The sequence below is a fragment of the Alkalihalophilus marmarensis DSM 21297 genome (genome assembly GCF_000474275.2).
Classification (GTDB): Bacteria; Bacillota; Bacilli; order Bacillales; family Bacillaceae_D; genus Alkalihalophilus; species Alkalihalophilus marmarensis.
In genome coordinates this window covers 25,009-47,106 of record NZ_ATAE01000005.1, presented here as the reverse complement: position 1 = coordinate 47,106, position 22,098 = coordinate 25,009, and the positions used below count along the sequence as shown (strand labels likewise).

Here is a 22,098-nt window from a genome sequence, read left to right as displayed (position 1 = left end):
GAAAGGATGAATGGAATGAAGAAATGGTTTGTTTTTATACTTCTTTTTGGAATGGTCGGGTGGGTATTATATGATACAATCGATTGGCAAAGTGGAGAAGAAACCTCTCTCGGTCAAATGCCACAAGAGATAAATGATCCAGAGGGTGAGATTGGATTAAAGGAAGGGAACATAGCTCCAAATTTTACGCTTGAGACATTAGATGGCGATGAAATGGCATTAACGGATTTTCGCGGGCAGAAAGTGTTTGTGAACTTTTGGGCAACATGGTGCCCCCCTTGTCAAGCAGAAATGCCGCATATGCAAGAGCTGTACGAGGAGCACGACGTAGAAATTCTAGCGATTAATTTAACAGAAACAGAGCCTAATGTCGAACAAGTGGATCGTTTTCGCAATGATTTCGAGTTAACATTCCCAATATTATTAGATCATGATGTTTCAATTGCTGAGTTATATCAAATTCAGCCAATTCCCTCTTCATATTTCATCGATACTAACGGACGTATACATAGTGTGGCTTTAGGTGCTTTGACAAAAGAAATGATGGTTCAAAGAATAGAGGAAATGGATTAAGTTAAACGAAATATAAAGGCAATCAAGAATGAAGGTGATAGTCAATGAAACAACTCGTTTTAGTCGTTGAAGACGATGATATGATTCGTGACCTGATTGAGATTTATTTAAAAAAAGAAGGATATGACGTCATTTTAGCTGCAAACGGAGAAACGGCTAAGGAACAATTTCTGAAGTATTCACCTTGCTTAGTCATCCTAGATTTAATGCTGCCGAAAATAAGCGGTGAAGAAGTATGTCAATGGATTCGAGCTCAAGAAAGAAATGAAGTTTCAATTATCATGGTTACTGCTAAAACGAGCAGTGACCATAAAATCTCAGGGCTTAAAATGGGCGCAGATGATTATGTCACAAAACCATTCAGCCCAAATGAATTAATGGCAAGAATTGAAGCTGTGCTTAGAAGAGGAGGACAATTCTGCCAAAAAATAAGTCATGAAGGGTTAGTCATTAAACCTAGAAAAGGCGAGGTTCTGCTAAATGGGGAGCTTGTACCTTTAACCAAATACGAATTTAATTTATTGTATTATTTCATGGGAAATCCAAATATAGTTTTATCACGTGAACAGCTCATAAAACAAATTCATCCTGATGATGAAGCCGATATCCTAGACCGAACAATTGATGCACATATTAAAAAGCTAAGAGAAAAGATAGAAACGGAACCGAAAAAGCCTCAACGAATTGTGACTGTAAGAGGAATGGGGTATCAATTTGTTCCTTAAGAAGCTAATTAAAGCTAAGAAAGATAGGCCCAAACATTCACTAAGCATCATTATTCCTATCACGTTATTAAATTCAGGTATTTTGATCATTTTTCTCTTGATTAGCAGCTATCTTATTTATTCTACAGCTTGCTTTTTAGTCGCTCGTCTACCCACTGTCCAAGAGGAAAAACAAATGATCTTTAATGATCAACTGGCTTTATTTTTATTCATACTGCTTCCTTCTACCATCCTGACAGGAATCGCGCTCCATTATTGGGTAACAAAGAAAATGTTTAAACCTTTTCATGAACTTATAGAGCACACACAAGCTTTAAAAGAAGGACGCTTTCCTCCTGAAATTAGGGCGCGCTCGTATCGTGAAATTAATCAACTGACTCATACCTTTAACGACCTTACAGAACGTCTAGAATACAATGAAAAGTCAAGAGATCAAATGTTAACAAATATGGCTCATGATTTACGAACACCGCTTTCGAATATTAACGGATACCTTGAAGCGATGAAAGACGGAGTGATTAAGGGGGATAAAGACACTTTCTCTTCCTTGCATAAAGAGTCAGATCGTCTGATTCATATGATAAATCAGCTGCAAGAGATGAGTAAGTGGAATGAAATCACAAGTCATACCTTACTTGAGAAAGGCAACTTAGAGATTCATTCTGTTTTGCACGAGAGTCTTTCTTTGTTTGAACTCACATTAAAAAATAAAAAGATCTCTCTTTTGACTGAGATTGACCCATGCATTGTTTCCATAAATAAAGAGGGAATTCAACAAGCTCTGACCAACTTGATGCAAAATGCTATTCAATATTATGAAGGGACCTCCCCTATTTCTGTTAAAGGAGAGAAGTGCGGAGGTTATTATCAAATCTCTATCACTAATCCCGGACTTCCATTAACGGAAAAAGACCAAGCCTCTTTATTTGAACGATTTTATCGAGTAGATACAGCTAGAAACCAAAAGACAGGTGGGACAGGACTTGGGTTAGCGATTGTTAAAGAAATAGTAGTCACCCAGCACAAAGGAGAAGTATTTAACGAATCGACAAACAACCATCATACGTTCTTTCTTCACCTTCCACTACATGACTAAGAGGCTGCCCAGATTTTTAGATTGATTCACCTCAAAAAAACGACGAAGCTCAATGAGCTTCGTCGTTTTATCATTTGCTTATCCGTTAACCGTTTGATTCATGGCAATCGTTAAACGTTCTTCTACAGCTTCTGCGTGACTGGTTAATTCTGAATCATCCAAGGCAGAAATTAAGTGAGTGGGTTTAGGCATTCCAATTTTTGTTACGCCATCTTCAACATAAACAACCATTTTACAAGGAAGAAAATATCCTGCTAGTAAATTTCTTGTGAGTACGTCTTTAGCCACTTTAGGATTACAAACTTCAAGCACACGAAAATCTTCATCAAATGTTTGGCCTTTCTCTTCTAGTTTTGCACGAAGGTCAAAATCCCAAAGAACTCCAAATTCTTGCTCTTTTAAGTTAGCTGTTAACTTCTCTACTGTCTCAATAATTGAATGTGGTGATTTAACTGTTACATGAAACATCTCTATACGCCTCCTTTAGGTAAAACTCTTATATACCCCTATAACTATCCATAACCTTATTATCCTCTACTTAAACATAACATCTAAGTAAAGTTCGTTCATTTTTCAGAATAAAAAAGTGAAGCATTCCGCTTCACTTTATACCCCTACCTAGATATCATCCTTGCCTACTTCTCCAGGGATGTTATTATTTGTTTTCGACTTCGTGGAATTAGAACTCACTTCATCTTTAGCTTCAGCCACTTTGTTTCCAATATCAACTACATCTTCTTTTAGGTCCTGTGCCTGATTCACAATATCCATCGAATCTTCTTTCACATCTTTCACTTGCTCTAAGATATCGCCATTCACTCGCTCATATAAATCTTTAGCCTCATTAATAGCCTCTTTTAATACAGCAGAAGCAGATTGAACTCTCGCTTGGACATCTGTCTTCACTTCCTCTGGATTCTCTCTTACTTTTGTCACCATATCCATAGTCTGGTCTTTCATATCGCTTGTAGCGGTCGTCACTCGATTTCTTGTCTTAGGATCTAACATAGCGACAGCAGCTCCTACCGCTGCCCCGATTACAATTCCTTTCATTAGACTTCCGCTTTTCTCGTTCTTAGTAGATGGTGCTTGTGCATACGTGGTATGACTGATTTTAGCTTGTGCCATTGGTTGAACCTCCTATTAAATTTAAAAGTTTTAATGGTAGAATGAATTGTTACTAAAAAAATACCCTCATTTCTTTTCTCTAAACATGAAAAGAGAACCAACCAATAATTGGCAGGTTCTCATACTCATTTTTGTTCACTTTACTTATCTACATGAAGTCGTTGAATAATTTTGGCTAATAGTCTTGTACGCTCAGTAAGGGAATCAATTTCTAAATACTCATCCACGCTATGAGCACCTCCGCCAATTGGTCCTAAGCCGTCAATTGTAGGAATTCCCATCGCAGCAGTGAACGATGCATCTGATCCACCGCCTGTTTTTGTATCTTTTATTGCCATCCCAAGCTCGCGTCCAACTTCTTGTACAATTTGAAACAGCTGAGAGATCTTTTCATTTTTCAACATCGGCGGCCTGCTGATATCACCAGTCACTTCTATTCTAGTGCCTCGCACGTCAGTAGACGCACATACCTCTTCAATCTTATGTTCCATCTCGCTTGCCTGTTCAGGCGTTGCTACACGGACATCAACATGTCCTACTGCAGAGGAAGAAATCGTATTAACCGCATTTCCTCCCTCAATAATTCCAACATTGACTGAGATCCCATGTTCATGATCATTCAGTTCGTGCAGCTTCACTATTTTGTGAGCAAGTTCTTCTATTGCACTTCTGCCCTTTTCCGGTTCTATACCTGAATGAGCAGCAAGCCCTTGAACTTCGATTTTGTATCGTCCGCTGCCACGCCGCTCCGTCACAAGAGATCCATCTTTTCTCGCAGGTTCCATTATAAGTGCATAAGAGATTCCTCTCGCTTGTTCCTCAATTAATCCCCTTGATGACCTAGAGCCAATCTCTTCATCACTATTTAAGACGATTCGAACATTCTGATAGGCGGCATTACCGTCGTCCTTTAACGCTTGTAAGGCATAAAGAACGGACACGAGGCTTGCTTTCATGTCAATGACTCCAGGCCCATACGCGCGTCCCTTTTCTTGATCTATACGGAAAGGACGAACCTTAGCCGTACCATCTTCAAATACGGTATCCATATGAGCGACAATCAAGATATCAATGTGACTGGCATCTGGATGTTCGATCACTAAATGATTGCCAACCTCAATATTAGGAACCACATTGACCTTAAATCCTAACTCCTTAAATTTTTGTCCGACAATCTCCCCGACCTTATCAACACCTGCTTTATTATTCGAACCACTATCAATATTAACAAGTTTCTCGAGTAATTGAAGCATCTCGCTTTCTTTTGAATGAACCTCGATCATGCTAACGTACCTTCTTTCTTCTCCTACACATTTACTTTCCTATTCTAGTATATGCTGTCTATTCCTTATATTTTCGTTGATGTGAGCCCTTTTATCAAGTGGGAAAGTATAATTATATAAAATCCACGGATACCTAAAGGCAAGAAAAAGCCCAAAGCCGTATTGGCTTTGGGCCTAAAATTATGGTTATTTTAATCTGGTTATTTTAATCTGGTTATTTCAATCTGAAACTATCCTCCATAGCTCGAGCCATAAACGTAGCAAATTGCGCTCGTGTTACATTCTCTTGCGGATTGTAAGTAGTATCACCAGCAGCAACACCTGCGTGATAAATATTATTTACTGAAGCCGCATACCAGCTACCTGGAATTACATCACGGAAAGGGTGCGCTTCACCTACATTAGGAAATTTATACAAACGTTGAAGTAATACTGCCATCTCAGCTCTACTTAAAGTATCTGTAGGTCTGAACGTATTTGACTTTTGATCAGGTCCTGCAAATAAACCTTTCTCAACAGCAGTTGCTATCACATTATAATACTGATAATTTGAAGAGATATCTTCAAATCCAGGGTCAGCAGGATTGCTAATGATACCACCATTAGCGTTTACAAGAATAATTGCTGCCTGCCATCTTGTAATATTATCATTTAAGCCAAATTTTCCATTAGGGTAACCATTTATAATTCCCTTACTAGTTAAATAAGAAATTTCTTTTTCAGCCCAATGACCAGATGGTACATCACTAAACGTCACTGGCTCTTCCGGCTCAACAGGAGGAGCAGGCTCAACACCCTCATCACTTAATGGATTAAGATTACCAGAAGTGATATAGCCTTCTGTTCCATCTGTTCTTTTCACGGGGTACCATACAAATTGATTTTGGGGAGAAACCACATCATATGTAAAAGACCCTGTTATAGTTAATACTTCACCTGCTGGGAGAGTAGTTATCAAATTGTTTTGGGTGGACGGACTTGTTCTAAAATTGGCACGAGTATTTGTTTCCACTTTTTGTCCGACATCAAATAAGTACTTTGTTTTCGTTAAATCATCGAATGTAAATTGACCTACAGGGAACTCAATATTAGCGTCACTAGTCGGATCATAGTTGAAATCTGATGGCTTGAAACTTAGTTGTTTAGTTGTTGTCCCTTGTTCAGAACGATTTATTAAAGAATATACTAATTCTTGATAAGCGGACTCGTTACGTTCGCCGCTCGCCTGTCTGACTGGACTGTTCTGAGGCTTGATGCCGTTATAAGCCATTACTGCAAAATACCAGCTTTCAATTACATCGCGGTCGTTATCATTAATAACCGGAAGATTTCCGCGTGTAAACATTTCATCTAATACTTTTACACCCGCTTCAATATTATAAAGAACATCCGTTTCCAAACGCTCTTGATCAAAAGCTGCTTGGTTGGTTAATTGCATCATTCCTATTCCATTATCTGATGAGATATTTGGTGTACCGTCAGAATTGAATTGCACCCAGCTGCTTTCTCTTTCAGCTACTGCTTTTACGACTTCTGGGGGGATATTATAATCTAACGCCATTTCTGTTAGCAGGCAATTTGTCGTTTGAAAGGCAGGATTCACCCCAACAACCGCTTCATATTGACAACGTTCCGCAACTGTTTCAGCAGCTAATACTGTAGTTGGCAGATTCATAGATAGTAGACCAATAAACCCAAATGTGAACAGGCCATTTTTCACTAACTTCTTCAAAAGATAACCTCCAATATGGTAGAAAATAGTTTAATAGATAGATATTACTAGTCTAACATAAGGAGGACTAACGAGCCAGGTTATAATCTTTATTGTCGCATTAATTTTTCTATTTATTTCCTTATGCACTTCGATTACGATAAAAGAAGACTTACTTCCGAGGTGAGGATATGGACACCCTTTCGTTTCAGCTTTCTACCTATAGTATTGAAATTGGTAATCAACAATTGACTTTGCTTCCAAAAGAGTTTGATTTATTACATTTTTTGTATCGTCACCCGAACCAAGTCTTCAGCCGTGAAAAGCTGTTAGATGCGGTTTGGGGAGATGGCACCCCAACAGACCGCACGGTGGATGATCATATTTACAGGGTACGAAAAAAGCTTGGCACTCTTAAATCTGGGATTAAGATCAATACCATCAGAGGACAAGGATATTGTTTAATTAAGGGCTCTTCAAAAGAAAAAACGCTAAAAATAGCAGATCCTCAATTTGAAGAGATAAGCCAATCTTTATTATATACCTACCATTTGTACGGTAACGGTCAGGCTATCAAGTCATTATTAAATAATCCAGCATTCGGTATTGAGCCTCCTTCAAGCCTACAAATGCCGTTAGCCTTTATGGCTGGAGATTATCGCTCAATCATCTATGATTCATCCATTTCATTTAAAGAGAAATCATTATTTTTATTGTGGGTCTATCTCTTGCTAGAAGGAGCAAAGCCTGCTTGTGAATACTTTAATCAAGTATACACAAAGCAGCTTTTCACCCCTTTGCAGCAACCTGAATTTGATACATTAAGCAGAATTCTATTTCTCTTACTTAGCCGAAATTTTGATGAAGCGCTTGAGGCAATAGTTTTTACAGAAGGAAAAATAACTTCGTCAAATGATGGCTTCTATCCATTTTTTAGAATAACAAAGCTAGTGTATGCGATATGCATGTCTGATCAAAGGGAAATAGACGAGGAAAAGGCATTGTTAAAAGTTTTCTTTACAGAAAAACCTTACCTTCGTGAAAAAGGGATCTTTCTCATTGTCACAGGCATTATAGAATTAATTGAAACAAAAAAGAGATCTGGTTTAGCTTTGATTGAGGAAGGAATTGAAATTGTAGAGCATTCTCAATTCAATTCACATATGGGATTAGCTATTGCCATTATGAGATTTTTCCTTGAGAAGGAATGTACAGATGAAGCGCTTCAGCTTCTTGTTTCAAACACTTCCACAGCTTTTTTTGAACCACATCAAATAGAAAAACTTAAAAGTGAAATTAAATCTATATTTCATCGTCACCTCTGATATTCCTCTGACATACCTCCTCTATGATGAAACCATAAGGGAGGTATCTTACCATGTCTTTACAACCACTATTTAAAAATAAATTATTTATGAAAGTGTTCGCGTCTTATAGTATCTCAATGTTTGGTATTTACTTTGACCGTGTCGCCATCTTCTTATTGTTTGCTTATGTGTGGCAAGAGCGACCAATCATGCTCGCATTTATTGCCGTCGCAATAGCCCTTCCTCAAGTGATTATTAGTCCTTTTGCCGGAGTATTTATAGAACATCGAAATAAGGTAAAAGTGATGCTTGCAGCAGATTTCCTGACCGCTCTTTTTACCTTCTCACTATTATTTATCACAAACACATGGCTCTTTTTAACTGTTTTAATGCTACGTTCTACGATCGCAACCGTTCATTTCCCTGCTGAACAAGCCATCATCAAACATATTGTTCCAGAGACCCTTGTGCTTCGTGCAGTAAGTTTAAACGGGATATCAGCCCAGGTTGCAAGAATTATAGGTCCGGTTATTGGAGCTACGCTTGCAGCTATCTACTCACCTCTTCTATGTCTGTTCATAAACGGGGTTTCACTGCTTTTTTCGAGTCTCATATTACTAAGTGTTGCTAAAGAAAAAACTGATTTCTCACATCCTTCAATAAGAGAGAAACAGCCATTTCGGGAGGACTTACAGGAAGGTTTGAGGATTATCCTACAAACAAAGACACTCTTAATCTGTTTTGGGTATTCTTTTTTAGGCTTTTTCGCTCTACAAATGGTTGATGTGCAATTCCCTGTTTTATTTAGATTGATCGCGCCAGAACACCCGGAATTAATGGGCTGGATTATGTCATTCGTCGGTATCGGCTCTATTTTGATTTATGGATTGATGTCGAAACAAAAAAAAATGCTTTATCCCGCTAAGTTACTAATGACAAGCTTTGCCTGTTTAGCGATTGTGTTTATTAGTGCGAGCTTTTTAACAAGCGGCTTTCCACTATCAGTGCCTTTACTCATGTCTATTATTTTAGGAATCGGCGTTGGGCTGCAAATGTTTGTCGCCCAAACTGTAATTCAAAAAGAAACAACTGGTGACACGATTGCACGTGTTTCAAGTCTTTATCATGCGATTATCAATGTAAGCATTCTAGTCGCGCCATTGATAGGAGCACTTCTTGTTGAATTGTTTTCTATCTACACTGTATTAAAAGGGTCTGGAATCTTACTCTTATTCATTGGAAGCGCTCTGCTTCTTACTCACAAAAGAGAGAACCAGGGGCATGTTGAAGTAACGAGACACCCTTCGATCTAAGAAAAAAATGCATCTCCTTGACCAGATAAGGAGATGCATTTTTTCCTAACATAGGATTTGATTATGACTTTGTACAAGTTCCTTGATGAAAGGACATTTTCCAGTTACCATTCTCTTTTTTCCATATAGAACTTCGTATTGTGTTACTTACCCTGTGCTCATCGAATACCCGATAAGTAGCAAGAATCACTTCGGGTGCCAGCTGCCTGATCTCAAAATCATAAATCTTCATGCTTACTACACCGACTCCTCCTTCTCCTAAGCAGTCATCTCTAACCCATACTTGGCCGGAGCTTGCAAATTCCAAAAAATCATCAGCTAATAGTTCTTCTAATTGTTCAGAAGACGTTCTTGTGTGCGATTGAAGCAGCTTTTCCTCTAAATGAAGAATAGTTTCTTTTAATGTTTGGATACTATTCATCTCACACCTCCGTCTATTATTACTTATCTTATTCGCCATTAAGGCCATGATTCCCTTGCAGGATAAGGAATTTCTCTTTATAGAAAAATCATTTAATTTTCAATTAGAAAATTAAATGATTCTCTTCGTTTATATTGAAATAATTTTCCGGCCTTTTTCAGCGAGCGCGTAGTAAATGCCATGTTCTAATGTCTGAAAACAATCATAGTTAGATAAATCGATATCTTCCTTTGTAATCGCAAGGCTTAATTCAGCTTTAATTCCTACTAGGATCGTTTTAGCTCCAATTAATGAAGTAGCTGAGACAAGTTTCTCAATTAAATCAGCTGATACAGAGGCAATATCTGGATCAAGTCCCGTGAAATCGAGGATTAAGAAGGTTGCTTTATGCTTAGGAAGGTTGTGCAGCGTTTTCTCGATTAGTTCATCTGTACGCTCTTTATCATACATACCAAGCAGTGGTACCACTACTACCCCATCCATCACCGGAATCATCGGAGAAGATAACGTTCTGATAAGAGCCTTCAGTTCTTTAGTTTTATCTTCAACCATGGCCTCGAGCTGCATAATTTCTTGTTGTTCTCGGCTTCGAATCAATTTATGTATATTTTCTGTAACGGTTATTTCAGAGGGGAAATACTCAACTACGGTTTCTTCTTTGCCCTCGACTTGGCTATGAAGGATTCTATACCATATATTTGTACCAAATAACCCAGTGAAGATCCCAGCATAATGAGCTGGAAGAAATCTGCCGGCTTTACTCTTTCCTTGTGCAATATTAATCTTATACTCCCAATCATCTCTTAATCGAATAATAACCTTTTTTTGATCTGTATCAAATAGATCTATCACAGCTTTTCCCCAGCCTGCAGAGGCATATGTACGCGTAAGAGTTTCTGCAAATTCTTTTTCTGAAACATGCAGCCTCTCAAAATAATCACCAACTACAGTCCCTTGCCTGTAGCCAGTCGTTTCTAACACGACACTTGTGGCTTCTTCTCCTGACACCTCTTCAATCGTATCAAAAAACGTTTTCATTGCAGAGGAGATCCAAAAAAGTACAGCATCTTCCCCTTCAAAGAGAAATTGGCCCTTTTCTACATCCCACCCAAATTCTAAGCCGCTCACATTTACTTTTGGTGCTTCCATTTTTGTAACGTCCTCCTTCTCTTAAATTAAATTTCCAACCTTTTAACTTTATTATACATCACCTGAGAATAGACACTAGTCACATGTTATGTAAAATGGTAGAATTCTAATTTATGAGTCATATATGTAGCAGGAGGAAGCAATGAAAATAAATGTAATTTATATTCTTACGATTTCTGTTTTTCTTAGTATGGTGTTTTTGATTGATTCTAATAAATTTGATAAGCTGCTGCTTGATTGGATGAATCAACTTACTCCTTCATCATTACAAGAGCCTATGTCTTATCTAACTAAACTTGGTTCTGGAGAAGTAATGATTATACTTACCCTTGTCTTAATGGGGTTTTTATACTTTAAAAGAGAAAAACTTTATGCCCTAATGCTTGGAGTTATTGTTTTTGGCGGACTCTTTTTGAACCTAGGATTAAAGTTATTATTTCAGCGGGAGCGGCCTGGTGAGGTTCGTTATTTAGAAGTGTTTGGGCAGTCTTTTGAGCTAGCTTCCTACAGCTTCCCAAGCGGCCATACGATGAGAACCTTTTTACTATTTGCCTTTATTATTTATATTAGTTACCTCTTTATCACAAAACGTGCGATTCGTTTGATAAGTTATGCCATTGCTGTTTTCTGCATATCTGTTGTCGCATTGAGCAGAATGATCTTAGAAGCCCATTATCCGAGTGATATTATCGCGGCTATCAGTATTTCTATCCTATGGTTTATAATTTGTATACGAGTTGTTCCAGGCCTTGTCCGGAAATATTCAAGAACCCAAGCTCCAAGTTAGAGCTTAGGTTCTTTTTTTAGAGTGATTTTGTGAAAATAATTCGGTCTTTACCAGGCCCATCATAATTTTCATAAATAGAAATACCATTTACTACCTTGGTGCCTGGTTTAATGGTAAATCCCATCCTTTTATGAAAAGCAATGGATCCTTTATTCACGGGAGAAGTAACGCAGAGCACGTTATTGCACCCAAGCTCTTTTATTTTTTCAAAGAAAGCCTCATACAGTATGCGTGCATGTCCTTCTTTCCTCGCTTTCGGGTGAATCCCTACAAAATGTATATATCCTATATTAGGGTCAGTCTGGGAAGGAAATCCCACTAAAAACCCTATTATCTTATGTTTCTCTTCAATGACAAAGCTCGTTTCTTGAAAATGAATAAAAAATAAGCGTTGTAGCATATCACTCATCATACGGCCGCCCCACCATTCATCAATAACTGAAATGACCCGATCATAATCAGCTTCTGCTAAATGTCTTATGTTCATTTCATCCTCTCCAATCACGTTACTTACTATTTATTATACGCTTTGCATGGTTATCCAACTACCGATGAGAACGTATAAAATTAAATAAACCGAGCCTTTTATAAAGGAGGCTCGGTTATAGGTTGGTAGGGATATGACTTTCCTTTTAATGCAGCTGTTACAACCGTACGATGAGAGTGAGTTTTTTCTTTTTTACTATAATAACCTGAACATGTGACAAGGTTGAGCTTTGATTTCCCACTACCATGAAAAATTGATTTCACAGGTGCTTCTGCTCTCTTATATGTCTCTACATCTTCCACTTGATATGTCAGTATATAATCATTCTCAGTGACAATATAAATATAGTCCCCAGTTTTTAACTCATGAAGGTGATAAAACACCGCTGGACCTACATAATCATCGAAATGACCTGCTATCACAGCGTTTCCCGGTCCTCCTGGATTCACCCCGTCCTCATACCAGAATACCTTTTCTCCATCAGGCGGTATCTGCTCGTAATTACTTAAACCGAAGGGAGCAATTTCAGCTCGAATAGATAAGGCGGGAATTTTGATAAACTCTGGTTTTGATCCTGTTAAACTTTCTGCAGCATATGATTGAGGCGGCTGACATCCTAGTATGATAAGAATAAAAACTGAAAAAGATGTGAGCCAAATTTTCATCTTAGCGAATGTCTGATGCTCCGCCTAGTCCTGTCTTCGGCATGTCTTCTGGAGTTGGCATAGCATCTGTTAATAATATCACATCAAATTCAGGCTCAGCATTTAAAAGCCCTGTCGCTACAGCTGTATAGATCATTCCTTCTTTCAACTCAAGATTAGTTAGTTCTTCAACGACATCAGCCGTCCCTGCTGCACGAATTTCAAGGTTATATTCTCCTGCCGGCAGCTCTAAATAGTCTGTTACTGCGGAAAAAGCTGCATTTGGAAATAAAATATCTCCTGTATCTGTGGCGATATCAACAGCTGGAGCATCAGGTGAAAAATGAGCCACACGGATCTTCGTATTGCCTTCTGATACTTGTTGCTCATCTAGCATCGTTGTTAAGCGAATCGACTCTAACTGACCTATTGCTGCCACAGTATATGCTTCTCCTCTGCTTACAGCTAATTGTTCGCTAATGATTGCAGAAGTTGTATCACCTGCAGCATAGATCTCTACTTTATGAGAACCAGCAGGCAGCTGCAAATAGTCACTGACATCTTTAAATTCAATATTTTCTATTACAAGCTCCTCATTTACATAAACATCTACTCCTGGAGCATCCGGTGTTGCATGAAGTACTCGAACCATTGCCATTTCCTCAGCAAAACCGGTTCCTGTAAAGGTTAGGAATAGCATAAAAAGCAATACTAAACTAAGTAATTTTTTCATCTAACTCATCTCCTTTTTTATAGGTGCATGCATATCTTTCCAATGGACAATCCTTACTATTCATAAAAGAAGAGTCTAAACGGATGAAAAAAGTGGTAAAGAACACTCCCATTAGACGACTACTAAAACAAACACTATACTGAATATGGAACATATCAAGAAAGGACGTAATACTACATGATGAAATTTATAGATAATAACAATATTACTAACCCAAGAATCAATTTAGCGATTGAAGAATATGCTTTAAAGAATTTAGATCCAGAACATTCCTATCTTTTGTTTTATGTAAATGAGCCTTCAATCATCATTGGTAAAAACCAAAATACGATAGAAGAAATCAATCTTGACTACGTAAAGGAAAAGGACATCCATGTGGTTCGCAGACTTTCTGGCGGAGGGGCTGTTTATCATGATTTAGGAAATCTAAACTTCAGCTTTATCACTAAAGATGACGGTGAATCTTTTCACAATTTTAAAAAGTTCACAGAGCCTGTTGTTTCTGCTTTAAAGAAGCTTGGAGTGGAGGCAGAACTTAGCGGCCGCAACGATATACATGTGGGTGAGCGTAAAATATCAGGAAATGCTCAATTTTCTACTAAAGGAAGAATGTTCAGCCACGGTACATTAATGCTTCACTCAGAAATTGAACATGTCGTTTCAGCGCTTAATGTAAAAGATGAAAAGATCCGCTCAAAAGGGATTAAATCAATACGCAGCAGGGTAGCAAACATCAATGAATTTCTAGATCAGCCCTTAACAGTTGATCAGTTCAAGAAAGTATTATTACAATATATCTTTGAAACTCATGATGAGATCCCTGAATATCATTTAACAGAAACAGATTGGGAAGAAATTAATCGCATTTCAGAATCAAGGTATAAAAATTGGGACTGGAACTATGGGAAATCTCCGGCCTTCGACTTAAAACGATCTAAGCGATTTTCGATTGGCTCAATAGATGTTCGCTTGAATGTGCGTAAAGGTCGAATTGAAGCATGCAAAATATACGGAGATTTCTTTGGAGCGGGCGATGTAAGCGAGCTTGAATCTAAACTAATAGGCGTCAAGCATGACGGGGATGCATTGCGTGAAGCATTAAACGGTGTAGATATTAAACCTTACTTTGGCAGCCTTGATAAAGAAGAATTCATTGCTTTGATTTACTAAAATTCATATTCCCTAGGAAATGAATTCTGACTAATTTAATAAAAAAAAGGGCGGTTCACATCAAGTGAACCGCTAACAATGGGGAGAGTAGAGAGAACATGTTGGAAGCTAGGTCAATGACCTTTCCTGAATTCATCTTACCTCACATTTCAATATAATACAGAGTTCTTGTCATATCATCTAACAGATTTTTTAGCATTATTTCGCTCTAAATAATTGATTCTTTGATTCATCCATATCAAAGAATCGACACCTTAACTTGAAGCATGTAATCCTAACTTTTTCAGCAATTGAATCGCTTCTTCCGTTTCATCTTTATTTAAACCAGATAAAATATGTGCAATTCGTTCCTTATGCACATGAAAACGTTCATCCATCCATTGCTTCCCTTCATCTGTTAATGTCGCATAGGTAATACGGCGATCTTTCGGACATGGACGCCTTAGTAACAGTTGTTTTTTTTCGAGTTTATCTACTACATAAGTGATACTTCCACTTGAAATAAGTATCTTTTCACCAATCTTTTGAAGCGGCTGATCGCCTTTATGGTAAAGCAATTCTATTACGGCAAACTCAGTTGGATTCAAACCGTAACTTCGAATATCCTTTTCAACCTCTGTCATCACAGCACTATGAGCTCGAGATAAGACCACAAATAACTTCAACGAAAGATCATCATTTGCTTTAGTCATAGTTAATCCCCTTTATCTTAATTTTAAGATATGTACTAAGTGTACAAGACCCCCCTCTTCTTTGCAACAATCAATCGTAGATGGTCATATGCTATACTATAAGTAAAAAAGCGTATAGGATAACCATAATTATGTGTGAAAGGAAGGATCTCTTTGCCGGATATTTCAACTATTATTTCAACAATTAAAGACCGCCAACCTGGTGTACTTGGACAACAGACCGCTAAACATTCCGCTATTCTTCTGCCTCTTGTTGAAGTAGATGGAGAACTTTCTGTACTATTTGAAGTTCGATCCGAGCATTTAAGGAGTCAACCTGGTGAGATTTGCTTTCCTGGCGGCCGAATTGATCAAAGTGATAACAGCGCTGAAGCTGCTGCGATTAGAGAGCTGAGCGAAGAATTAGGAATCCCAGAAAATCAGGTGGAAATAATTGCTCCACTAGATTATTTAGTTACCCCTTTCCGAGGCGTAATCTACCCCTTTGTAGGTAAAATCAGCGATATAACTCAACTGAATCCTAACAAAGATGAGGTGGCTTCTATATTTACAGCACCGCTTAGCTACTTGTATGAGACAAAGCCAAAAATATATGAAATGGGGATCACATTTGAACCTGCAGATAATTTCCCCTTTCACCTCATTCCAAACAAGAAAACCTATAACGGTCGTACCCAATCAGTCCAGGAATTGTTTTATTTTTATGATGAGTACGTAATTTGGGGACTAACCGCCAGAGTCCTTAATCACTTCTTAACCTTAACAAAGCCAACATGACAGATCATGTTGGCTTCACTTGTTTATGAATCTTTCGGCAACCGTAATATAAAGAAGAAACTAGTCACAGCTAATATAAAAATGGTCGTAAAAACAATCCCTAAACTGTTTGTTAAGCCTAACTGCAGCGCCTCTAGCTCTACTGAACGTAATTTTTCCCTCTGACCTGCCTCGAGCAAGTGATTGACAGCATCAATGGTCGGCTCGAACGATAGATACTCTTGACTATTTTTAAGCTCGTTTTCAAGACGTCTATTCAAAAGTCCTCCTAAAAAAGCAACTCCTACAGCTCCTCCAAGAAGCCTCATAAACATATTCATAGATGTCGCCTCTCCTCGGACATTCCAGTCAACTGATGATTGAATCGACACGATAAAAGTCGTTGTAGAAAAACCCATTCCAACTCCAATGACAAAGGAGCCTGCTCCAGCCCATAACGGATGGTTAATCACAGGCAGCAGCATATAGAATAACCCGCCTGTTACTAATGCACATCCACCAATCAATGCTGTCGTACGAAATCCTCTTTTGAGCATCATTTTTCCAGCAATAGTAGATGAGATCGGCCACCCAATCGATATCGCTGTCAACGCAAGTCCAGCAATAATTGGAGGCTGATTCATGACACCTTGCACATAGGTAGGCAAAAAGGTTGAAACAGCAAGCAAGATCGCTCCAGCCGTAAACGAGGCAATATTTGCATTACGAATGTGCTGATTCTCCCATAAAGACAACGTCATCATTGGGTTAGCCTCTTTGCGTTCCACTTTGATGAACAAGACAAGACAAATAAACGAGCAAGCAAGTAAGCTCATTACCAGAGGTGAAGTGAATCCCCACACATTTCCTTGTATTAACACGAGCATAAAAGGTGTAATCGCCAAAAGTAAAAGGATCGCTCCCTTATAATCAATGGATTGCCTATTCTTTTTCATCGATTCAGCGGACTTAATATCCTCATGTAAGAAAAGAGTTACCCCAATTAATGCAATGATTCCAAAAGGGATGTTGACCCAAAAAATCCAAGACCAATGTAGATATTCAATAAATACAGCACCGAGGACAGGACCCATAATCGCAGATATCCCCCATACACTCGCTAAATACCCTTGGATATTCGCACGTTCTTCTTTCGTGTACATATCACCGACAATTGTTGTAGCTATTGGCTGCACAGCCCCTGCGCCTAGTCCCTGAATAAATCTGCTGATGATTAGCATCTCCATCGTTGCAGAAAATCCACATAGTATCGACCCGATTAAAAATATAGATATCCCAATAGCAAAAATCATTTTCCGCCCATACATATCAGAAAGTTTTCCATACACCGGGATCGTTACTACCTGCATTAATAGGTAGGATGAAAAGACCCAGCTGAATAATGAAAAACCTCCTAGATCAGCAACAATTTGAGGCATCGCTGTAGCAACAATTGTCGCTTCCACAGCCGCCATAAACATGGCCAAAATAACTGCTGTTAACACAATTGGACGCTTTGTTTTACGCTTACTCACATAAATTTACCCCTTTATTTATCTCGTTTTAATTTTCTCAATATTTTGTCTTTACATTCAGTCAAACATGATGTAATTTTAGTATAGATTGACAAGGAAGTGAATATTTAATTAGTGGCCAGGGGGTGACGTACATATAATGTGAACAAATGCTCAGCTGTCAATTAAACTGAGCGAGCGTTCAGTCTTAATTGAGTTTGAAAGCGTTATCAATTAAACGAAAAGAGGTGTCAGTATGAGTGCTTACAAAAAAGAAGTTTGGTTTACGATTATCATGTCAGCCCTTTTTCTAGTGTCTGGTCATATGGGTTTAATCTTCTCTCTTTTCCCTGTTGATGGAATGTTATTTGGGTTTCCGATTATGTACATCGTTCCCATACTGGTCGGTTGGTTTGGCGTACTCATTCTAACGATCATCGCTGGTAAAATGGGAAATCACATTGACCAAGCAATTGAAGATGAAAATGCTCAAAATCAATCTGCTCAATCATCTGAGAAGGGAGCTAGCTAAATGGAAGATCAAGTATGGCAATTATCGAATCCCGTTATTGGTATTATTTTTGTAGTCGCTACATTTGCTTTATTCTACATCGTAGGCTGGGTTTCAAACCGGGCGAGTAAATCTGTAGAAGATTTATATGCCGCTGGCGGCGGTGTTGGTCCAATTACTAATGGATTAGCGATGGCTTCAACCTACATGAGTCTTGCTACATTCCTTGGTGTTACTGGTCTTATCTTAAATTTGCAAGCCCCATTTATCTTACTGTGGATTCAAATGATTTTAGCTATTCCTTTAATTACAATTATCTATGGTACGAGTCTTCGTCGTATGGGCGCATTCTCACCAACGCACTTCGTACGGGAGCGTTACGGGGTTAGTGCATCTATTATTGCGGCTTTATTTATGATTTTAGTATCTATCATGTATGCACTTGGTCAAATGATCGGTATCGCCGTAACATTTGAAACGCTGCTTGGTATCCCGTATATGACAGGCCTTATTATCGGCGGTCTATTAATTGTTGGGTATGTAACAATCGGGGGTATGTCTGGTGCGACAAATAACGCAGCGATCCAAATGGTCATTATTGCGTTAATGTTTATCGTTCCTCTTGGAGCGATCATGAAAGCAATGGGCGGAACTGGCTGGTATTTCCCTCCGCTTCTATATGCGGATATGGTACCTGCTATGCTTGAGGCTATGCCTACATTCTTTGATTATCAGTATTCTTCTAAATGGTACTTTGCTTTGATTCCGGCATTTACGATTGGAGCTCTTGGGCTTCCTCACTTAGCAATGCGTATTTATACGGCATCAAGTCTTAAAAGTGCTCGTCAAGCGATGGTATGGTTTGCGCTTGTACTAGGTCTTGTTTTCTCTGCAACTTATGCAATGGGATTTGCAGGTGTATTCTTCACACAAACAGAAGGTGTTGCAATCTCTCAAGCTGATGCAGACAAATTAACGATTATCTTAAACTTAGTGTACAATCCGGAGTGGGTAACTGCTCTAGTTATTGCTGGTGCAATCAGTGCCGGTCTATCAACTTTAAGTGGAAACCTTCTTGCAATTGGTGCTCTTATTTCACAAGATATCGTAACAACGCTCAAGCCAAATTTAACAAACAGTATGAAAGTAAAACTTGGTTACTTCTCGATTGCTGGGGGCGGGGTTGCAAGTGTCCTGCTTGCTATTAATCCTCCTGACTTTCTGGTAGTAAGTATTCTATGGGCTTTCGGTTTAGCCGGTGTAACAAATGCTCCGTTAATTTTGATGGGTGTATGGTGGAAGGAAGCAAACCGCTTTGGCGCCATAGCTGCATCAGTAGTAGCAGGGGGGCTATACGTTGTTGTTTCACCTTTCGTCTTCCCATCTATCGTAGTCAGTGGTCACGGATTAACAGATGGTATGGGGATTTCTGGTGCTATGCTGGCCGTACCATTAAGCTTCTTGCTTCTTATTGTTGTTTCATACATTACAAACCGCATGCCTTCGCTGCAATCAAAACTGTCTACAGCTGAAGATCACAAGCTGGTAGAGCGAATCCATGGCTGGACAGACGTTAACCCTGCACGTTACAACAGCCGTTTCGGTGCTGCTATTATCAGCATCATCTGTATCGGAGTAGCAGTTTGGGCCATCATGCCTTGGAATCTATAAGAATCACTTGACATTTCAAGTGAATAGTAGCAGTGTACATAGTGTACACTGCTGCTTACATATACATAGCTAAAGAGATAGGGGTTATCCATATGAATCGATTTACTCTACTTATTAAAGCGCTTTTACTAGATCGAGAAGCCTTTCGCACACTTGCTGAATCACCCAAAACGAACCGCATCGGAATGCTGCTTGTTGTTCTGCTAGGTGCAGCGTATGGGTTGTTTTCTGTCCAAGCAAACAACGCTTATGTCAGCAGTTTTGAATCACCCCTGCTTCGTGACTTTGTTGTCCCTGTAATCTTTATTATCTTTGGAATTATAACCATTATTTTAACTCGATTTGCTTTTACTCTACTCCTTTGGGCAGGGGCTCGCGGCTTTGGCGGAGCTGGATTGCTTCGTGTTCAATACCGACTTTCTATTATTATCTTAGTACCGAGCTTTCTAGCGATGCCTACGCTGATCGGCATTCAAGCTGGTTACCCCATAACTGCTATTCATATCGCGTTGCTTGCAGCAGGAATTGCCTGGATGTATGTATTAGGAGTTCGCGCGATGGAAGCGACTCAAAGCTTTAGAGGATTCCGATCATATGGATCTGTACTAGCAATTTTTATCTTTTTTGCTTGTATCTATTATTTAGTTATTCCACCTGCATCTTAAAATCAAACCGCCAAGCAGTTAATGATCTGCTTGGCGGTTTTGTGGGTGCTGAGGTTGGTCATAATGTAATTGCGTCTATTCAGGTGGTTATTGTGCTGATGATTAGTATTAATGCGCCTATGCTAGATACTATTGTATAGTTGTCTAGCATAATTGAGCCTATTGGCTGTGATTGCGTTGCTTCAAGAGAAAATTACGTCTTTGCTCTTAACATTCGTGTCAGAGTGCGCAATAATTGCGTCAACCGACTGCTCAGTCCACATCTACTCATATATCCAAAACAGAAAATGCGCCTCGTCTGCCGAAGCGCATGATATTATTCATCTTCATACATTTGTTTTTGTGCATTCATCGCTAAACGGTGACAAACGACTGCTAACCCCATTGTAAGAAAGACTCCTACAATAAATCCGCTAGGAAGCGAGACAGCTTGTCCATCAGCCGGAATAATTAATCCAATAAACAAAAAGGCACTTAACGACAGCAGGATAAAACCAAAGCGCTTATAATCAGCTACTTTATCTTTTAACTCTTGCATCTTCTTCTCTGTCATAATACGTCCCCTCCTACTCTATCACTTATGATAGCATGTTTAGAGAGAATATGATGATGCAATGTCCGCCACTTTAGGTAACTTATTCCGCTAATGCTTCAACCATTAAGATGACTTGATTTGCTGAATTTACAGATGCTGTTTCTAAGAACTTCTCATAAGATACTTTTGCATCACTGCCAGCAATGTCAGATAATGAACGGATAATAACAAACGGCACCTTAAATTGGTGACACACTTGCGCAATGGCGCCAGCTTCCATTTCCGCACATTGAGCAGCAGGGAAAATCTCTTTTAATTCAAGTACACGTGCATGATCACTCATAAAGGAATCCCCAGAGACAATCAATCCTTTTACAGTATTAACTCCTACTTTTGCAGCTGCCTTGTCAGCAATAGAAATTAACTCGTCATGCGGGTTATAGAAGGCAGGCATTTGCGGTACTTGACCAAATTCATAACCAAATACCGTAGCATCTACATCGTTGTAACGCACTTCCGTTGAAATAACGACATCCCCTACGTTTAAGCCTTCTTTAAAACCGCCAGCTGAACCTGTATTAATAATACGGTCTGGTTTGTATAATTCAATTAAAAGCGTGGTGCCGACTGCAGCATTTACTTTCCCAATACCCGATTTAAGCAGTATCACATCGACTCCTTGTAAAGTACCGTGGTGAAATTCACATCCAGCAATCGTTTTATCTTCTCTATTTTCCAGTTTACTTTTTAGTAATTCAACCTCTTCATCCATTGCACCGATAATTCCAATTCTCATTTCCTTCATTCCTTTCACTCAAACAATCTCTTCCTAGTATACACAGCAGAACTCATGAATTCACTTATTTTCTTTTGAAAACGAATTTGCTATGATTTAAAACAGATAAAATATTCCAAACAGATAAAACTGAAAAAGATAACACCTTACTAGGAGTGGTGACATTGAGTATCCAATTAGAACGAATTGAAGATAAAGTTGAATGTTTTGAAGCAACGAGCTTAAAGGAACTTGAACAGCGTATTAATGACAAAATTGATGTGAATAAAGCATTATTACTAGAAGTAGCACATGTGAATCATCATGTGTACCCACACTTTAAAACAGGGCAGCCTATCTATACAGCGGTGGTTCATTTTAAAGCAAAGCAACTATAAATTAGTCCAACTAACAATAAAGCCATCTCAGGAGAATGGATCTCTTGAGATGGC

At 38.7% G+C, this 22,098-nt stretch carries 25 protein-coding genes; 12 read left to right on the top strand and 13 right to left on the bottom strand.

Annotation, left to right across the window (positions count from 1 at the left end; genetic code table 11):
* Positions 1-15 precede the first annotated feature (15 nt).
* The 3 genes from A33I_RS01575 (at position 16) to A33I_RS01565 (ending at position 2,394) form a co-directional block, all read left to right on the top strand.
* On the top strand, positions 16-573 hold the full coding sequence (locus A33I_RS01575) for a redoxin domain-containing protein (protein ID WP_022626729.1): 558 nt from the start codon (positions 16-18) through the stop codon (positions 571-573).
* A gap of 44 nt (positions 574-617) precedes the next feature.
* Positions 618-1,298 carry a response regulator transcription factor gene (locus A33I_RS01570; protein ID WP_022626728.1) on the top strand — a complete coding sequence of 227 codons (681 nt, stop codon included), beginning with the start codon at positions 618-620 and terminating at the stop codon, positions 1,296-1,298.
* Between the two features lie 175 nt (positions 1,299-1,473).
* Positions 1,474-2,394, top strand: coding sequence for a sensor histidine kinase (locus A33I_RS01565; protein WP_152976424.1), 921 nt, complete (start codon positions 1,474-1,476; stop codon positions 2,392-2,394).
* A 78-nt stretch (positions 2,395-2,472) separates the two neighbouring features.
* Here the strand turns inward: A33I_RS01565 and A33I_RS01560 are convergent, their stop codons facing one another.
* The 4 genes from A33I_RS01560 to A33I_RS01545 all read right to left on the bottom strand — a co-directional run bounded on the left by A33I_RS01560 (position 2,473) and on the right by A33I_RS01545 (position 6,537).
* A complete protein-coding gene (locus A33I_RS01560) occupies positions 2,473-2,862 on the bottom strand; it encodes a DUF302 domain-containing protein (RefSeq protein ID WP_022626726.1) in 390 nt (129 codons plus the stop codon).
* A 150-nt stretch (positions 2,863-3,012) separates the two neighbouring features.
* Positions 3,013-3,522 carry a hypothetical protein gene (locus A33I_RS01555; RefSeq protein ID WP_022626725.1) on the bottom strand — a complete coding sequence of 170 codons (510 nt, stop codon included), beginning with the start codon at positions 3,520-3,522 and terminating at the stop codon, positions 3,013-3,015.
* Between the two features lie 140 nt (positions 3,523-3,662).
* On the bottom strand, positions 3,663-4,805 hold the full coding sequence (locus A33I_RS01550; protein WP_022626724.1) for a M20 family metallopeptidase: 1,143 nt from the start codon (positions 4,803-4,805) through the stop codon (positions 3,663-3,665).
* Positions 4,806-5,019: 214 nt separating this feature from the next.
* On the bottom strand, positions 5,020-6,537 hold the full coding sequence (locus A33I_RS01545) for an S-layer homology domain-containing protein (RefSeq protein ID WP_022626723.1): 1,518 nt from the start codon (positions 6,535-6,537) through the stop codon (positions 5,020-5,022).
* 170 nt (positions 6,538-6,707) lie between these two features.
* On the opposite strand from A33I_RS01545, the gene A33I_RS01540 reads away from it, so the two are divergent.
* On the top strand, positions 6,708-7,841 hold the full coding sequence (locus A33I_RS01540; protein WP_022626722.1) for a winged helix-turn-helix domain-containing protein: 1,134 nt from the start codon (positions 6,708-6,710) through the stop codon (positions 7,839-7,841).
* Between the two features lie 53 nt (positions 7,842-7,894).
* Positions 7,895-9,136, top strand: coding sequence for an MFS transporter (locus A33I_RS01535; protein ID WP_022626721.1), 1,242 nt, complete (start codon positions 7,895-7,897; stop codon positions 9,134-9,136).
* Between the two features lie 61 nt (positions 9,137-9,197).
* Here the strand turns inward: A33I_RS01535 and A33I_RS01530 are convergent, their stop codons facing one another.
* Together A33I_RS01530 and A33I_RS01525 are read right to left on the bottom strand one after the other, a co-directional pair.
* Positions 9,198-9,557, bottom strand: coding sequence for a nuclear transport factor 2 family protein (locus tag A33I_RS01530; RefSeq protein WP_022626720.1), 360 nt, complete (start codon positions 9,555-9,557; stop codon positions 9,198-9,200).
* A gap of 129 nt (positions 9,558-9,686) precedes the next feature.
* Positions 9,687-10,706, bottom strand: a complete 1,020-nt coding sequence (locus tag A33I_RS01525) for an STAS domain-containing protein (RefSeq protein WP_022626719.1) — start codon at positions 10,704-10,706, stop codon at positions 9,687-9,689.
* A 142-nt stretch (positions 10,707-10,848) separates the two neighbouring features.
* On the opposite strand from A33I_RS01525, the gene A33I_RS01520 reads away from it, so the two are divergent.
* Positions 10,849-11,493 (top strand): phosphatase PAP2 family protein, encoded by a 645-nt coding sequence (locus A33I_RS01520; protein ID WP_022626718.1) that lies wholly within the window; start codon positions 10,849-10,851, stop codon positions 11,491-11,493.
* Positions 11,494-11,509: 16 nt separating this feature from the next.
* Here the strand turns inward: A33I_RS01520 and A33I_RS01515 are convergent, their stop codons facing one another.
* From A33I_RS01515 to A33I_RS01505, 3 genes are all read right to left on the bottom strand, one after another.
* Positions 11,510-11,980: a GNAT family N-acetyltransferase gene (locus A33I_RS01515; RefSeq protein ID WP_022626717.1), complete on the bottom strand. Its 471-nt coding sequence runs from the start codon at positions 11,978-11,980 to the stop codon at positions 11,510-11,512.
* Positions 11,981-12,078: 98 nt separating this feature from the next.
* Entirely contained in the window at positions 12,079-12,645 is a 567-nt protein-coding gene (locus tag A33I_RS01510; RefSeq protein WP_022626716.1) for a class F sortase, read from the bottom strand.
* 1 nt (position 12,646) lies between these two features.
* The gene (locus tag A33I_RS01505; RefSeq protein ID WP_022626715.1) at positions 12,647-13,357 is read right to left on the bottom strand and encodes a DUF4397 domain-containing protein; all 711 of its coding nucleotides are present in this window, start codon (positions 13,355-13,357) and stop codon (positions 12,647-12,649) included.
* A gap of 180 nt (positions 13,358-13,537) precedes the next feature.
* Here A33I_RS01505 and A33I_RS01500 point away from each other — a divergent pair, with 180 nt between their 5' ends.
* Positions 13,538-14,527 carry a lipoate--protein ligase gene (locus A33I_RS01500; protein WP_031311329.1) on the top strand — a complete coding sequence of 330 codons (990 nt, stop codon included), beginning with the start codon at positions 13,538-13,540 and terminating at the stop codon, positions 14,525-14,527.
* Positions 14,528-14,781: 254 nt separating this feature from the next.
* On the opposite strand, the gene A33I_RS01495 is transcribed toward A33I_RS01500, so the two are convergent.
* Positions 14,782-15,219, bottom strand: a complete 438-nt coding sequence (locus A33I_RS01495) for a MarR family winged helix-turn-helix transcriptional regulator (protein ID WP_012957996.1) — start codon at positions 15,217-15,219, stop codon at positions 14,782-14,784.
* 153 nt (positions 15,220-15,372) lie between these two features.
* Between A33I_RS01495 and A33I_RS01490 the strand changes: the two genes are divergently transcribed.
* A complete protein-coding gene (locus A33I_RS01490) occupies positions 15,373-15,996 on the top strand; it encodes an NUDIX hydrolase (RefSeq protein WP_022626713.1) in 624 nt (207 codons plus the stop codon).
* 23 nt (positions 15,997-16,019) lie between these two features.
* Here A33I_RS01490 and A33I_RS01485 read toward each other — a convergent pair whose 3' ends face one another.
* Positions 16,020-17,510, bottom strand: a complete 1,491-nt coding sequence (locus tag A33I_RS01485; RefSeq protein WP_022626712.1) for an MDR family MFS transporter — start codon at positions 17,508-17,510, stop codon at positions 16,020-16,022.
* Positions 17,511-17,745: 235 nt separating this feature from the next.
* Between A33I_RS01485 and A33I_RS01480 the strand changes: the two genes are divergently transcribed.
* The 3 genes from A33I_RS01480 (at position 17,746) to A33I_RS01470 (ending at position 20,336) form a co-directional block, all read left to right on the top strand.
* Positions 17,746-18,021, top strand: a complete 276-nt coding sequence (locus A33I_RS01480; protein WP_022626711.1) for a hypothetical protein — start codon at positions 17,746-17,748, stop codon at positions 18,019-18,021.
* Positions 18,022-19,671: a sodium:solute symporter family transporter gene (locus A33I_RS01475; RefSeq protein ID WP_022626710.1), complete on the top strand. Its 1,650-nt coding sequence runs from the start codon at positions 18,022-18,024 to the stop codon at positions 19,669-19,671.
* A gap of 92 nt (positions 19,672-19,763) precedes the next feature.
* Positions 19,764-20,336 carry a hypothetical protein gene (locus tag A33I_RS01470; RefSeq protein WP_022626709.1) on the top strand — a complete coding sequence of 191 codons (573 nt, stop codon included), beginning with the start codon at positions 19,764-19,766 and terminating at the stop codon, positions 20,334-20,336.
* A 316-nt stretch (positions 20,337-20,652) separates the two neighbouring features.
* Here A33I_RS01470 and A33I_RS01465 read toward each other — a convergent pair whose 3' ends face one another.
* Both A33I_RS01465 and mtnN read right to left on the bottom strand, forming a co-directional pair.
* Positions 20,653-20,889, bottom strand: a complete 237-nt coding sequence (locus tag A33I_RS01465) for a YrhC family protein (RefSeq protein WP_012957990.1) — start codon at positions 20,887-20,889, stop codon at positions 20,653-20,655.
* 82 nt (positions 20,890-20,971) lie between these two features.
* On the bottom strand, positions 20,972-21,667 hold the full coding sequence (gene mtnN, locus A33I_RS01460) for a 5'-methylthioadenosine/S-adenosylhomocysteine nucleosidase (RefSeq protein ID WP_031311325.1): 696 nt from the start codon (positions 21,665-21,667) through the stop codon (positions 20,972-20,974).
* Between the two features lie 164 nt (positions 21,668-21,831).
* On the opposite strand from mtnN, the gene A33I_RS01455 reads away from it, so the two are divergent.
* Positions 21,832-22,044 (top strand): YrzA family protein, encoded by a 213-nt coding sequence (locus A33I_RS01455; RefSeq protein ID WP_022626707.1) that lies wholly within the window; start codon positions 21,832-21,834, stop codon positions 22,042-22,044.
* Positions 22,045-22,098: the final 54 nt, after the last annotated feature.